Below are 15,125 nucleotides of genomic sequence, written 5' to 3' on the forward strand. Positions count from 1 at the left end.
TTTTAAGATGTAATACTGTCGACGCTTTGTTGCATTAATGCAGCCGTTAAAAAGCCCGCAATTTGATTGCTACTCAGGGCGCTAAAGTCTTCTTTTCGTTTGTTTTGCTGTTGATAGTCTTGCTGCGCTTGTTCAATCACCTGCCCTAAGATAACGGGTTCCGCGAAACGCACATTTGGCTGGGCTTGGCAAAGTAAACACAGGGCTTCTAAACACTCGATAATTAACCCTTTATATGACGCAGGATAGAGATTACTTAATAAAGACTCCAGCAACAGCCTGAACGACTCCTCTTGGGGAGTCATAGATTGTAAGACTTGGTTGCAATCAAGGGTGTTGATGGCATTAGCGCGGTCGCCAAACACTAAAGCTGGGAAATGGCGCAGACTTTGCCATATAGTGACCATAAACGGTTCATCTAAACGGATCATCAAGCCTCTTTGTAAGCGCCAGTTTTCCCAATTGGTGGTCATGAAATTCTGCTGGGCTTGGAAACTTGAATGATTCAATGCGATTTTGCAATCTTTGTCCATTAACTGATATTGGGCTTTAAAAATTGCTTTTATTTGTTGGTATAACTCGTTCGGAGAGCGCATCGCCTGTTCAACAATGATTTGCCCATCAAATTTATGTGGTTCATTGTTGCCCCATAAAATTAAATGGTGCAAATGGATGGTCTTAACCCCTTCGAAATAATTACGATGATTACGCACTAACAAACCAACGGCCAATAACACCTCTTGCAGTAATACCTGTTCAATTTCATCGGTACTGGCTTGCTCGATAAGTTGATGAACCTGATCGTTACTAACAAGTTTATTTATCAGTATTTGCTGTTGCTCGTCTTGGCCAATCACAATCGAAATACGGCACAATAAAATTTCAGCAACCGCAGAATGAAGGTCTTCGCTGGTTATCGCGACGATGGCGTAGCATTTGCGGACTAATAACCATTGCTGGGCTATGCTGGCCCGTTCTGCCACCAGCAATAAAAAGCGCTTGTAGCTTAATTGTGTATGCTCAAATTGCAGCTGTGCGCAATCGTCATAGTGAATTCTAAATTGCTCTAGTGCGTGCAACTTATCGCCGACACTTGCCTGACTTAATAAACAATGAACATGCTCACTTGCTGCGCCAGTAAAGCGGCCATAGCGATTGAGCTGGGCTGCTCGCTTATTAAGCTGTAATGGATTAAATGATTTGGCGTTGTGAGTGATGTGCGTAATCCTTCCTGCAACAAAGGCCAGATCGGAAGTTGCATGGCTGATCTTTTCGCTGATATTTCGATGCTGAAAATCTTTAATCATTTTGATCAACTGCTCACTGCCACTAAGTTGGCAAATACGATGATCGATCAGTAACGTCACGACTGCCGGTTCTGCATAGAACCAGTGATCTTTAATATAAGTAATTTCACTGTGGATGATTTCGCACAATAATCGTCCGTCTAAGCGGCTGTAATCCCCCGCTTGATCCTGCAGCCATGACAAGCACAATAGTTTTTGGCCGTTGATGTTGTATGGATGAGAACTGGCTAATGAATGCAACCTCCTTTTAGGACGTCCAGTTAATCCCAGTTGCTCATTACTGCCAACGTCAGCATATACCGATATCAACTGACTGGCTGAACACACTTTCAGAGGCGCAATTTCAGCAATGGTTTCACTGATCACCCCGGCATTGGCTAACAGCTTTTTTACCTGCTCATCTTGGGCAAGAATCACCAAAGCAACTGACGGTTTTGCATCTCTGGTTTGAGATTGACGAAGATTCACTGGATCTAAGTCTTGGCATTCAATAAATCCCTCTTCGAGTAATTGGCCCACATAAAATAAACTCTGAGCCCATATCAATGGGAGATTATCATTGGCCACTCGGGGTTGGCTGCCAGGCTGGCATTTCTCAGATTCTATGAACTTTTTCTCGACATAATAAAGTTCAGGTAACATTGAATAGCCATGTTTTTTTATTGCAACCTTATCGAGTTTCTGGCGGTATTTTTTGGCCTTGGCGCTATCTCCTTGAAAGAGACTGTTTATGTACATATAACAATAAAATAATGGCCATTCAGATTCGATATTTGCGAAGTTAATTAACTCTGAATGTTGATAGTGCATTCTCGAAGTATCTTCAATTTCCGTTTGGTGACCATCAAGTAAAAAGCGTTTAAAGCCATACTCCCCCTCTAATTTGGAGCAGATCTCTTTTTCGGTTTTGTCGATTAAGCTTGGATCTGAAACGGCAAAAGCAGGAAAACCAATTATCGATAACAACGCACTGTCTACTTCTTTAGAACGTGACTCTTTGGGCAGTAATGCCCTTAATGTGCTTCGACAGCGAGCTATGGAATCAGGAATACTATGCACACAGGCATTAGCCGCGTCCTGTTGGCAAAATAGATTAAGTCTATCTAAGGCTTGCAGAGCCGCTTTGGCCATGCCAACCGAACTGGCATTCACTTCTGGTTTGCCATTATTAATTTTGTTGCCCCGCTCCCAGATACCAAAATCTTTAATAGAGTGAGCATAAGAGATGTAGTAAATCAGGTTTTGAATAAAGTCCACTTCCCCTTGGGTGGCAATGATCCTCAAGCCGCCCTTGGTCATTTGTGCCAACATCAGCAGATACAAACTTGTGGCATCGATTTGTAAATGCCCCCAGGCATCATCGGCAACGACTTCCAGCCCCGTAATGGTATTGTATTTGGCGTGCAAACTTTGACTAGGAGAATGGCTATGCTTGAAACTTTCGACTTTGTTGGCTTGACGCATCATGCTCTGTAAGAGGCCACGCATCATTTTAATACTGGATTGCTCTAACCTATCAGCCTCTACAGCGCGGCCTGCTTTTTTCATGGCTATCGCGCTGGCCCAAACCGCCATTATGGTATAAACATTATCTCTAACCCAGGCATCTGTATAATCCCCATGATTATTGATACTGCTGCTGGCTGGAAACAATCCAGTCACCGGATGCTGCCTTGCTAAAATAAGGTCACTCACCTGTTGATATATATTATTTAAAATTTCACTTCGGCTCATATTCGAATCCAATTTATAGGCTGGCTTTGAGCACTTATATCGAGATACAGGCCACTCCAAGGTCGTAACGTAAAGGCTTCCGAACAAGCCTCTTCATCACCATCAAAACCGTGACCGTTAATTGAATTAAATGGCTGATTTACTTTTGCTTTAACCTTTTTATCACTGAGATTAAATGCAATTAATAATTGCTGAGTCGGGCAATTTCTAGTGAACACGAGTAATTGCTTATCTTGATAAATTAATTGTATTTTTCCTTTTATTAATGCCGGTTGCTGCGCCCGCCATTGCCAAAACAGTCGTATTTTGTTTAATAAAGAATTCGGTATTGCGGTTTGCGCTTTTACATTATGCTCCCAATGGCTGTCTGCAATGGGTAGCCAGGGGGCACAATTCGAAAATCCCCCATGTAAAGAATCATCCCACACCATAGGAGTACGGCAACCATCTCGGCCTTTGAACTCTGGCCAAAAGTTGATACCAAAGGGATCTTGTAATTGCTCAAAACTAAGTTCGGCCTCTTGTAACCCCAACTCTTCCCCTTGGTAAATACAAATACTCCCACGTAACGAACAGAGTAATGCCATTACACAAAAAGCTTGCAGAGGATCACCTGCAGTCGCGGTTCTCGATGCCGTTCGCACCACATCATGATTACTGTATGACAGGCATGGCCAATATTGACCAATATTGGTTTGTATTTGGTCGATAATGTCGTAGATGGCCGCAGCAGTGAAGTCTGTGGTTAATAAGTCAAAGGTATAGGCCAAATGTAATTTATCCCCACCGTTGAGGTAATTGGCCATCTCTTTAAGAGCATCATCGGCACCGATTTCACCGATACTAATACAGCCTGGATAACGGTCCAGTAATTGCCGGATCTGTTTGTGAAACTCTAGAGATTGTGGCCTGGAAATATCAAAAATATGCTGTTGCATTGCATAGGGATTAGACAGTTCCACATTCTTGGCCAATGATTGCTCAGGTGGCACTGGAGGATTATCTCTTAATTTATCGTCATGGTAATAAAAGTTGCAGGCATCTAAACGAACGCCATCCACGCCAAGCTGCAACCAAAACTCGATGTCTGCCAGTAATTGTTGAGTGACCTGAGGATTAAAAAAATTAAGATCGGGTTGAGACTCTAAGAAGTGATGTAGATAATACTGACCGCGTCTAGCATTAAATTGCCAAGCACTGCCGCCAAACACGCTTAACCAATTATTAGGTGCTGTGCCATCGGCTTTCGGGTCGGCCCAGACATACCAGTCACTGTAATGGTTGTGCTTATCTTTTTGACTTTCTGTGAACCATGGGTGATCACTAGAACTGTGGCTAATCACCTGATCGATAATTATTTTAATGTCGAGGTTATGTGCTTTTTGAAGCAAAAGCTTGAACTCTTGCAAGGTTCCAAACATGGGGTCGACATTACGATAATCACTCACATCATAACCAAAATCTCGCATCGGTGAGGTAAAGAAGGGCGATATCCAAATGGCATCGATACCCAACCAGGACAGGTAATCGAGCTTAGAGATAATACCGTTGATATCACCGATTCCATCTTGATTTGAATCTTTAAAACTGCGTGGATAAATTTGATAAATCAGTGCCCCTTGCCACCAATCAATATCTCTTTGCTGTGACTTTAATTGCAAGCTAAGACACCTCTAATTCACTGTTTAATTATCAACCCGATACCGTACAAAATTAGCTCAGCTAGATATAAATAACCACCAAAATATAGGTTTACATATATGAAAATTTGTACGTTATCAGCAGCAAAATTTAAAGCTATAAGCACAAACGGGCAGTCAATCCGTTAGCGATGGCAATTAGAGGCTGTTAAGCTGTGATCTTGAAAAGGGCAGCTGATCTGCTGACTGTGGTTTATTAGGTCGACGCAATCAGCATCTGGTATAACTGATCTTTAAGAGCTGCTCGCTCATTTTTTAGCTCATGCATGGCGTCGTCACTAATCGGAGAACCATCAAGCTCTTGCTGCCTGATTTGAGCATCTAGAGTGTGATAGCGAAGACTTTTCCTTTTAAAGTCCTCATCACTGGCGGTAAGTTGGTTAATTTTATCGGTATGTTCAGGAAAGTCGTGTAATAAACTGTGGTCTTCACCTAGCATAAAGGGCTCCTTACTCTTCGGGGATTAAAGAGTAAGGATAGCTGATATTTTTAAAAAGCGTAGCTCACGCCCAACCACAGGGTATCAAGCTGCTTAAAACGGATATTGTCTGTGTCAGTTTGGTAGTTTTGCTCGTCAAAAAAGCGGCCTTCATAACTTAAGTCGTAACGCCAGTTTTTATGGCTTGGGTGCACATAACGAACGCCAACCTCTGCTGTGACTAACTTCGATGTTTGCCCCTCAAAGGTATAAGCACCATCGAAACGGGTAACCTCTGCAAGGTTAATACCACCAGCACCCACAGAACCTAATAAGCTAAAACCGGAATCACCTAGCGGATATAAACCAACCGCCGAGATAGATGCCGATGCTAGGCGTACTGCTTCACCATCGTTACCAAACGCCTGATAGTCGCCCCCTAAACCGGCAAAGTTTAATTGCAAAGCGAAGTAATCAAAGGGTCTGTTAGCCTTTCCTGTTTCCTTTATGTGCGATTTAAAGGGCAAGATAGCAAGGCACTCGAATTGAAGCATAGTTATTCTATGTAAAATGAGAGTAACGCAGCTAGGTTGGCCTTTAAACGCATCCTGCGGACAGCGTTTGTTAGCCGTTTCTACTGCGCTGGCGCTCATTGGTGTGGAACAACCACACGTCATTCGCGCCGCCTTGTATAAAAGACTAACAAACTGCTGCAGAAACAAACAGTAAAGGTCAACAGACCCTACATTGGTAGCCACCAAAAAGTTTACCTGATACTGAACTTGCACTATCGCTCGTGGTTGCACTTGCCGTGTCTTGATCATAATCGAAATTAGAGTGACCAATACCGCCACCCACATACCAGTTAGCATTTGCTGCAGCGCTCAGTGGGGCACTGATCAATAGCGATAAAGTTAATTTTTTAAGCATGTTACCTTCCTCATTTATTTACCAAAAACCATACGAATTAAGGTTCTATCTTTATTGATAAAATGATGCTTAAACGCACCAACGATATGCAATACCACCCCAAGTGTTAATAGGTAGCCCACCAGCGAGTGAATGCTTGCAAATACTCCGGCTAACTGACCATTAATAGGAGTAGATTTACCACTATTGGCATCAAGATTCGCTGGGACTAATTCCACCGAGAACAGTGCTAGACCATGGCCACCTAACCAAGACATTAAGGCGCCTGAAAGGGGCATAACTAACGCGGTGATCAATAACAACCAATGTACTGTTTTTGCTAGGCCATCTAACCACTTCCCTTGGCTTGAAATCGCTCTAGGGAAACCATTGCTAACGCGCCAGATAGAGCGAGCTATAACCAAAATGAGTGCAATTAGACCAACAGATTTATGCAGCCCATATAAGCCATAGGCTTTCGTTTCAGTCATATAAATACCGACGGCCAGCAGGCTTAATAGCAACAAACCCACTGTCCAATGAAGTGTCCTTGTGGTCACGCTTAAATGAGTTTTAGTATCTTTTTCCATTGTGGTTATCCTTTAGGCTGCGCCTAGTTTTTTTAATAGCATTAATTGGTTAGCATTGACGCCCTGCTTCCAATAAGGAGAGGCTGAGATATTCGATTTAGGAATATTGAGCTCTTGAGTAAGTCGCTTAAGCAAGCGTTTATTGACGCTTGCTTCAACCCCCATAAAAACCTGTGGCTTGGTGTTTAGGCTGTTAACTGCATTGATAAGCGCCTTATCGAGCGCATCAGTGCCTGTTGAACTATCAATCACTTCAAAGTGACTGGGCCAATGCTGCTTTACCATGGCGGCGTTGATGCTATCTGGAGTATCAATAATTACCTTAGTTTTGGCAGCCCCTACACGCTTTGCATAAGCGGCTACGGCATTAATGGAGGTTAAATCACCAATCAGTAAGTAACTGGCTTCATTGAAATTTTTCAATTTCAAAGGCCCAGGGCCGGCAATAGTGATCGCGTCACCTAGCGACGCCTTGAGAGCCCAATCCGTTGCTAGACCTTTATGGCGACCAATAACAAAATCAATACTTAAAGTGAGTTGCTGCTCATCAAAATCAGCAATGGTGTATCAACGCATCACCTGCTTTAAGTCATCTTTAAAGAACAGCTTTACATGTTTACCAATATCTTCCCGAGTCAATCCCAGTAATTGCTCACCTTGAAAAACAATGCGCTTTAAGTTCTGACTTAATAAATGAGTATCAATCACACTCACATGACGTTTTTTGGGAATCATTACCACCTCAAAGTATAGTTGACAATGTCAACCATAATGGAGATGGTTGACATTGTCAACTTTATTGCTGAAAAAGTGTTAGTTGCTTTAACAGGCTGATCGTCGGTATCATTGTTAAGTCACTTTGATCCGAGCCCCCTATGAAACCCAGCAGCAAGCCAGAACAATTACCCGTAGCCATATTCCATGCTTATAAATCTGCCTTTAGAAAGTTAATTAATGCAAACGAACGAGGGTTAAATGCCAGTTACGCAAAATCTATTGATGCGATTGCAAAAAATGAAAATTGCAGCGCTAATTTGCTGGTAAAATTACTTCAAAGGGATAAAGCACAAATTGCGCGGGTGGTGAAAGATTTAATCGCCAAGGGTTGGGTGACCAAAACCCCAAGTGCACACGATAAACGTTTGCAGATCCTAACACTGACGGAGTCAGGACTTGCTATTGCTGCTGATATTGCTCAAGCTAAACAGACTTTAGCTGCTGCGATTACGGGCAACCATAGTAAAGAAGAACTGGCCACCTTTGAAAAGGTAAGCCAGCAGATGATTGATAATTTAGAACAATTATAATTAGTCCTGTTCGAAGCGGTCGTAATTCTTCATGCAGTGAATGATTCTAGCGGTATCAATAACTTCTTTGTATTTGACCACTTTGCCATTTTCAATAATCACCCATTCAATAAAGAAAAAAGTCGTCAATCGGCCGCGAACGCGCATCCTGGCATCGCCGTAGCAAAATACGTGTCCTTTTTCCGCTTCTATGTAATTACGGTCGATTTGCTCCATTTCAACATGTTCATTAAGTTCAGCAATCCAGTTTTCTACCCCAACTTTGCCATGGAAAGTGCCAGAAAATGGCAGGTATTTCTCATTGGGCCCATTACATACCTCCCAAATCACATTATCATCCACAAGAGCTAAGGCATCTGTGGTTGATACTTCACCTTCACTGGAAATGTTTTCAAAGAGTGCTTTGGCGATATCTAAATTTGTCATCATAAATAAATCCTTTTATTAGTTATTTGTTGTCGATTTTGGATATTGGCGGCCTTTGACCATTTCGACAATTTTGGTGCAGTCCACCCATTCCTTGTACCAGGTCACTTTACCTTGTTCGACTTTAACCACTTCACTGAATGAAAATGGTACCTTCATGCCCGCATAGGTGAACAAGCCATTGCCGAAAGCAAAACAATATTCGCCCTCGCAAACGTAAGTACGGTCAATGTGCTCTACCATTAAATATTCTTCTAAAAGTGCCAACCAAGTTCTGGCACCGGCATGGCCACGGTAAACACCATTAAATGGCAGGTAGGCTTCTGATGCCCCTGGGATCATTTCAATCACGACGTCATCGCTCATTAACTCGATGACAGCATCGTTTTCAATCGCCCCTTCACTAGAGATGTTCTCTATCAGTTTTAGAGCGATTGCTTTTGTTGAAGGGTAATTCACACAAGTTCCTTAGTAATGGTCAATATCACCAAGGTAACAAACAGAAGTGCCAGTCACTAATGAAAACTCAGCAATCTGAATTTAACAAATCATTAAACAGCAATATTCAATGTTAACGCTAAATCTTCTGCCACTTTAGTATCTAGCCATTGTTTAAAATACTGGATCCCGAGCTGATTGTCGCTGTTAGGATTTTGATAATAAAACACCTTATCTGGGGCAACGCTCGACTGAAGAGGCAGAGCAATCATTTTACCTTCTTTAATATACTGACCACAGGATAAGGAATCCCCTAAGCATACGCCTTGACCGGCAAAAACCATCTCTTTGAGAATACTAAAATCCGTCAACACGAGCCCTTTTTGCCAATTCACATGGTTTTGATTTGAGCCAGATAGCCAACGCTTTAAAAACGTTTTAGAACCATAGTGCAGCAGAGGCAATTGATTTAAATCGCGGTGATTCAAAAATTGCTGATAAATTTCTGGAGAGCAAACTAAAAACTCATTCAACTCTAAATAAGTCTGGATATTATCTTCGCCATTAAGTTGGTAAGTGGAGTCAAACAACGCTAAATCGTAATCCCCTAAACGACTTTTTTTAAGATTATCAAAACTTTCAATTTGCACCTGGATGTCACTATGCTTCTGGCAAAAATCGACAAACCGGCTGGCTAGCCAAGGCTCTGAAATAAAGCGAGAAACACAGATATTTAGTTTTCTTAAGGACAGTTGTTGATTGGACTGGGTCACTGTTGAAAGTGAATCTAATATGCTTTCTAAGGGTTTATCTATTTCTTGTAGCAGTTGTTCTCCAGCCGAAGTTAAACGTATTGCATTGCCATTACGCTCAAAAAGCTTCACTCCTAACCTCTGCTCTAGGCCTTTAATTTGTCTGGTGACACCAGCATTAGTTAAAAACAACTCATTAGCAGCTTGGGAAAAACTCAGCTTTTTAGCACTAATGGCAAATACACGCAGGGACTTTAATGAATCAACCTTGATAGACATACCCTAATCCTTAACTCTTTGACTTTTGTCAACATTAGCAAAAGGGGAAACTAAAGAAAAACCCCACCAGTCACCTGATGGGGTTAATCGAATAGATATAAATTAGAGTGGCAACCACAACCGTTAACAATGATTAACGGTTGTTGACTGATGCCTTACTCACCAAAACGGTAAGTGAAGTCAATACCAAAAGTTCTTGGCATGTTATAGAACACAAAGTGATCTGGCTTCGCTAGAGAGAAACTTTGGTAAGATGGCACTACTTCATTGGTCAAATTACGGCCCCAAATTGCCACATTCCATTTGTCATACATATCCGCCACCATTAAGCGTGCACCAATGATAGTGGTATTTTGGTCCCACTTATCTGAAGGGTGGTTACCATAACGTAAGTAGAAATCTGACTTATAAGAAGCATCAAGCTGTGCAGCCATGTATACATTCTCGGTAATATCTGCTTCGTAACGGATATGACCATTAGCTGTGAGTTCAGGTGCATGTGATAGCTTGTTACCCGTAATATCTACAGCATTGCCATAGGTATCAGCATAATTATCAATACCATTAGTAATTTCAGTGCTTAGGGTACCTAGCGCACCGCGCACCGTCAGACCTTCGATAATTTGATAAACCCCATCAAGCTCAATACCGCTGATCTTCGCATCGCCAATGCGTGATAACACATCAAAGCCTTCTGCGGTTGCATACACACCTTGCATATCTTTATAGTCATACATAAACGCTGCAGCGGTGAATTGTAGGGTATTATCAAGAGTAATACCTTTTAGACCTGCCTCGTAAGACATGATGGTTTCTTTGTTGTATGGCAGAGAATCAACATCCGCAAGTGGCAATGCACCAGGGAAGCCACCAGATTTATAACCGTTAGCAACACGGGTATAGAACATTAAATCTGAGTGAATGTTGTAGTCTAAGCCGACGTTCCAAGCTAGGTGAGAGAAGTCTGCACTCTGATGTAGACGTTCTGTGTTATCCGGCTGACCAATGAAAGCTTCAGGGGTCATTTTAACTTTACGAACGCCTTGACCATCTACACCATAAGTTTCATTACTGAAGGTTTTTTCATCTTTAGAGTAACGTAAACCAAAGTTAAGCTTTAGAGTGTCTTCAATAAGGGCGTAATCTGTTTGAGCGAATACCGCATAGCTTTTGTTTTGTTGGTCAAAGTCATGATAGAACACGCCATCTGGGTCGGTAAAATCTGCCCAATACCCTTCAAGACCTGTACCCGCTAATTCCTCAGTCCAAGGCATCATCGCAAATAAAGTAAATTGCGGAGTTTCATAACCCGTGCTGTTAACGATATCTTCTTGAGAGAGGTAAGCACCTACCAACCAGTTGAAACGCTCGCCACCTGGTGAGGTTAAACGAAACTCTTGATTAAACTGCTTAATTTCAAAGTCTTCGTACTGGTTAATAATACTGGTGTTTTGCCAATTATCATTCAGTTGTAAAGGGGCTTCTTCAAAACCAAAGCCGCCATCTGCGATAGGAGCGGTATAAATGCTATCTAGAAAATCGCCTACGACTTGTAAATTGATTTCATTACCAATGCCGTCGAGATCGGTTTTATGACGGTAGTTGAACTTCTCTGTGGTCGTTAATGAAGTGAAATTAGCAAAGCCAAAATCATGGTCAATGCGAATTGAACCACCGATAAACTCATCATCTGCAACCGGTTTAAAGTTATAACGACCAGCATTCACATCGCCATCGTTGTCAGTAATGCCTTGCCAAGCATTACCAAAAAGACCATCAACAAAACATTCATTTGGATCTGGTCGACCCACTTGGCCTGAAGCACAAGCAACACTTGAATCTGTATCAGGATCATAAGTCATCATACCTTCAGCTTGGGGTAGCCAAGGCTCTGACTTATCAGCACCACCATGGACTTTTAATAAAAACTCGGTATTACCTAGCTCAAAACCTAACTGAAGACGTGCAGCAAATTTATCAATTTTACCATTTTTATCGAATGTGGCATCTGGGGCATTATTGGTTTGATGACCTTCACCCGAACGTTCAGCTTTAACTGCAAGACGAGTTCTTAAACCATCAACAATGGCCCCACCTACCGCACCTTCTAGGTTAGTAGTTTGGTAATTACCCACTGTGGCGGTGACATAACCTTCAAAGTCTTCGGTTGGCTTGTTGGTAATAAAGTTAATCACACCCGCAGTAGAGCTTTGGCCAAATAGTGTCCCCTGTGGGCCTTTTAGCACCTCAGCGCGCTCTAAATCGAATACTGAAAAACCCGTCATCGCATTAGAGCCTAAATAGCCCTCATCCACGTGTACCGCCGCAGTTGGTGAAGAGTTTAGGGTAAAGTCATTCAAGCCTAAACCACGAATGGTAATAATCTTGTTACCGTTACCACCCGCTGAATTTAACTCGACGTTGGTCATAGTATTAACAATGTCTGATGCGCTATTAATACCAAAATCTTTCATTTGGTTTTGAGATAGTGCATCTACCGACATGCCTACATCTTGAAGACGTTGTACACGCTTTTGTGCGGTTACTTCAATAACTTCTAACCCTTTAGCGTCTTCTTTTGCTTCCTCAGCTTGAGCGCTGAAACCCGTTAATAGGGCAACATTTAATAATGAAAGCTTAAAAAGCTTTTTGTTAAAACTGCGAGTGGTCATTATTGTTCCTTATCGTTTTAGACTACAAAACCACTATGCCAGCTTTATTAAAAAAATATGACCCTTTCCAGTTAACCAATAGTCAACATGAGGTTAACGATATGTGAAGCAACAATTATTAACCCGATAGACCAGAAAATTTAATCCCGGAAAGTTCGCTCATCCGCTTGTTCCAGGTCGCTAAATCATGCGGGTTAAATTGGCTTAAATCATCATGACCACAAGCGCGCGCCATCACCTGCATCAGTTCGGTTGAGGCGTTAAAAAAATTGGCCAGTTGCGTCGCTGAATTATCAATATTTAACCTTGCCCTTAATTCTGGTTTTTGGGTGGCAATGCCCGCAGGGCAATTATTGCTGTTACACATACGCGCGGCCACACAGCCAATTGCCTGCATAGCAGAATTCGACACCGCCACCCCATCTGCGCCTAATGCCAACGCTTTAACAAAATCCATCGGCACCCTAAGTCCGCCGGTAATAATTAAGGTAACGCCACTCGCGCCCACTTTATCAAGGTAGGCTCGCGCCCTAGCAAGGGCAGGAATGGTTGGTACGCTGATATGATCCCTAAACATCTCTGGCGCCGCGCCCGTGCCACCACCACGACCATCTAAAATGATGTAATCGGCGCTGGCATCCAAAGCAAATTGAATGTCATCTTCTATATGGTTGGCACTGAGTTTAAAGCCAATAGGGATACCACCTGTAACCTCCCTTACCCTATCGGCAAAGGCTTTAAAGTCGGCTGCGGTATGGAGATCTGCAAAGGTCGGTGGCGAGATTGCTGGCTTACCTTCCTCTATGCCACGCACCTGGGATATTTTGCCAATGTTTTTATTGCCGGGTAAATGGCCGCCTGTGCCGGTTTTCGCCCCTTGGCCCCCTTTAAAGTGAAACGCCTGCACATTTTTTAATTTGGACTCATCATACCCAAACTGGGCACTGGCAAGTTCATAGAAGTAACGACTATTGGCCGCTTGTTCTTCCGGCAGCATGCCCCCTTCACCAGAACAAATGCCTGTCCCCGCAAGCTCTGCGCCTTTAGCAAGACTGATCTTAGCTTCCTCAGATAGCGCCCCAAAACTCATGTCTGAGACAAACAAAGGGATCTGCAGTTTAAGGGGCTTTTTAGCATTGGGGCCTATCACTAATTCGGTATTTACTGCCACATATTCCATTAGAGGCTTAGTGGCCATTTGCGCCACCATAATTTGAATATCATCCCAGTGGGGTAATAAATGACGGGGTACGCCCATCGATGTCATTGGCCCATGGTGACCAAGTTTAGATAAACCTTCTTTGGCCAGCTGATGAATAAAAGTCACCGTAGGTTCTTCGGTGGTGACGGTGGCTACCGGAATATCGCCAACGCTAGCGGTTATGCCTGGGCCTTGTTTGCCAACTTGCTCATTGGAAAAGGCTTTATGGCTGCCATCGCAAAAAGGCAAGTTGTTAGAGTGCTTGCATTGACACAGGTAACTGTCCCCGGACTCCTCTGCCGTGAATGCCTTAGGTTTAAAGCTTGAACCAGCATGACTGCCATCACAGAAGGGTTGGTTACTCGATTTACCACAGTTGCAAAAGTAATATTCTTCACCCTTAGTGAGCTCCACTTTGATGGGTTTATTATCGGCAATCGTTGGCTTAGTCATAGGTCATCCTAAATTAATTTAAAGGGTAATAAGGTCTGCTAAGTTTTTCCTTGTAATGAGTGTAGTATCTCTCTAGCCAGTTTTGCACTGTCACTTAAACAGGCTTCACTGGTAAACATTAAACCTAACTCAATCGATTTAGACGCCATCGAAGATATGGGCAGTGCTAGCAATGAATGATTATCAAAATCAGCCTGAACCAGCTCTTTGGGTAACCAAGCGTACCCCAACCCCGCCTTAATTAACTTAATTGAAGTGCTGATATTCGATACACTCCACCTATGTTCAGCTCCAACCCAACCATGATCAAGCTCTTCACTACTATGGGAATCTCGTACCACGATCTGCCTGTGACCGACTAAGTCTTCGATTGCTAACTCTGAAACGCCAGATAATGGGTGCTCAGTTGCAGCCACTGCAACAAATTCTACTTTACATAACGGCTCAAAATATCTATCGACAACAGGGAAGCCACCTATCGCCAAATCCACTTTAGAAGCCACCAGTAATTCTGAGGTACCGCTTAAGGTGGTTTCAAAAATCTCTAAATCTATATTGGGTCTGGTTTCATTTAACGCATGCATTAAGCCATTTACTAGCGTCCTTGGCGTAACCTGATCAATGGCAATACTTAAGGTCTCTTTAGGGCTATTTTTCAACCCTAATGAAATACTTTCAATTTTCTTCGCTTCATCTAGGATATGCACCGCTCGCCTTAAAATCACCTTGCCTGAAGGTGTCAGTGATACCTTTCTACCCTCTGTCTCAAACAGTTCTACTCCCAGCTGCGCTTCAATTTTTTGTATGGATTGATATATGCTCGAAGCACTTTTGTAGACCACTGACGCTGCTTGATTAAAGCCCCCATTTTCAGCAACGGCACGGAACATTCGCCATTGCTCTAAGGTTATTTTCACCTACTAATTTCCTTTTATCATT

The 15,125-nt window shown here is 42.7% G+C and carries 14 protein-coding genes and 1 pseudogene; 1 reads left to right on the top strand and 14 read right to left on the bottom strand.

Annotated elements, in window-relative coordinates; all coding sequences use genetic code 11:
• Nucleotides 1-2: 2 nt before the first annotated feature.
• The 8 genes and pseudogenes from GFB48_RS00440 to GFB48_RS00480 form a co-directional block, all read right to left on the bottom strand.
• Nucleotides 3-3,041: a glycoside hydrolase family 15 protein gene (locus GFB48_RS00440; protein ID WP_163930060.1), complete on the bottom strand. Its 3,039-nt coding sequence runs from the start codon at nucleotides 3,039-3,041 to the stop codon at nucleotides 3-5.
• On the bottom strand, nucleotides 3,038-4,702 hold the full coding sequence (locus tag GFB48_RS00445; RefSeq protein WP_163930062.1) for an alpha-amylase family glycosyl hydrolase: 1,665 nt from the start codon (nucleotides 4,700-4,702) through the stop codon (nucleotides 3,038-3,040). Before GFB48_RS00445 ends, GFB48_RS00440 begins: the two co-directional genes overlap by 4 nt.
• A gap of 235 nt (nucleotides 4,703-4,937) precedes the next feature.
• On the bottom strand, nucleotides 4,938-5,180 hold the full coding sequence (locus GFB48_RS00450) for a YdcH family protein (RefSeq protein ID WP_163930064.1): 243 nt from the start codon (nucleotides 5,178-5,180) through the stop codon (nucleotides 4,938-4,940).
• A 50-nt stretch (nucleotides 5,181-5,230) separates the two neighbouring features.
• Nucleotides 5,231-5,713, bottom strand: a complete 483-nt coding sequence (locus GFB48_RS00455; RefSeq protein ID WP_163930066.1) for a hypothetical protein — start codon at nucleotides 5,711-5,713, stop codon at nucleotides 5,231-5,233.
• 178 nt (nucleotides 5,714-5,891) lie between these two features.
• Nucleotides 5,892-6,089: a hypothetical protein gene (locus GFB48_RS00460; RefSeq protein WP_163930068.1), complete on the bottom strand. Its 198-nt coding sequence runs from the start codon at nucleotides 6,087-6,089 to the stop codon at nucleotides 5,892-5,894.
• A 14-nt stretch (nucleotides 6,090-6,103) separates the two neighbouring features.
• Nucleotides 6,104-6,658: a cytochrome b gene (locus tag GFB48_RS00465; RefSeq protein WP_163930069.1), complete on the bottom strand. Its 555-nt coding sequence runs from the start codon at nucleotides 6,656-6,658 to the stop codon at nucleotides 6,104-6,106.
• A 12-nt stretch (nucleotides 6,659-6,670) separates the two neighbouring features.
• Nucleotides 6,671-7,081: an SIP domain-containing protein gene (locus tag GFB48_RS00470; RefSeq protein WP_163930071.1), complete on the bottom strand. Its 411-nt coding sequence runs from the start codon at nucleotides 7,079-7,081 to the stop codon at nucleotides 6,671-6,673.
• Between the two features lie 21 nt (nucleotides 7,082-7,102).
• Nucleotides 7,103-7,393: pseudogene (locus tag GFB48_RS00480) on the bottom strand (siderophore-interacting protein); the annotation flags it as partial.
• Between the two features lie 140 nt (nucleotides 7,394-7,533).
• On the opposite strand from GFB48_RS00480, the gene GFB48_RS00485 reads away from it, so the two are divergent.
• Complete coding sequence (locus tag GFB48_RS00485; protein WP_163930075.1) at nucleotides 7,534-7,965, top strand: MarR family winged helix-turn-helix transcriptional regulator; 432 nt, start codon at nucleotides 7,534-7,536, stop codon at nucleotides 7,963-7,965.
• Here the strand turns inward: GFB48_RS00485 and GFB48_RS00490 are convergent, their stop codons facing one another.
• The 6 genes from GFB48_RS00490 to GFB48_RS00515 form a co-directional block, all read right to left on the bottom strand.
• Complete coding sequence (locus tag GFB48_RS00490) at nucleotides 7,966-8,394, bottom strand: nuclear transport factor 2 family protein (protein ID WP_163930077.1); 429 nt, start codon at nucleotides 8,392-8,394, stop codon at nucleotides 7,966-7,968.
• A 15-nt stretch (nucleotides 8,395-8,409) separates the two neighbouring features.
• Nucleotides 8,410-8,850 carry a nuclear transport factor 2 family protein gene (locus tag GFB48_RS00495; RefSeq protein ID WP_163930079.1) on the bottom strand — a complete coding sequence of 147 codons (441 nt, stop codon included), beginning with the start codon at nucleotides 8,848-8,850 and terminating at the stop codon, nucleotides 8,410-8,412.
• Between the two features lie 92 nt (nucleotides 8,851-8,942).
• Complete coding sequence (locus tag GFB48_RS00500) at nucleotides 8,943-9,860, bottom strand: LysR family transcriptional regulator (protein ID WP_163930081.1); 918 nt, start codon at nucleotides 9,858-9,860, stop codon at nucleotides 8,943-8,945.
• A 155-nt stretch (nucleotides 9,861-10,015) separates the two neighbouring features.
• Nucleotides 10,016-12,532: a TonB-dependent receptor gene (locus GFB48_RS00505; RefSeq protein ID WP_163930083.1), complete on the bottom strand. Its 2,517-nt coding sequence runs from the start codon at nucleotides 12,530-12,532 to the stop codon at nucleotides 10,016-10,018.
• Nucleotides 12,533-12,650: 118 nt separating this feature from the next.
• Nucleotides 12,651-14,186, bottom strand: coding sequence for a glutamate synthase-related protein (locus tag GFB48_RS00510; RefSeq protein WP_163930085.1), 1,536 nt, complete (start codon nucleotides 14,184-14,186; stop codon nucleotides 12,651-12,653).
• A gap of 38 nt (nucleotides 14,187-14,224) precedes the next feature.
• Nucleotides 14,225-15,103 carry a LysR family transcriptional regulator gene (locus GFB48_RS00515; protein ID WP_163930087.1) on the bottom strand — a complete coding sequence of 293 codons (879 nt, stop codon included), beginning with the start codon at nucleotides 15,101-15,103 and terminating at the stop codon, nucleotides 14,225-14,227.
• Nucleotides 15,104-15,125: the final 22 nt, after the last annotated feature.

This window comes from Paraferrimonas sp. SM1919 (assembly GCF_010993985.1).
In the GTDB taxonomy this organism is placed as follows: domain Bacteria; phylum Pseudomonadota; class Gammaproteobacteria; order Enterobacterales; family Shewanellaceae; genus SM1919.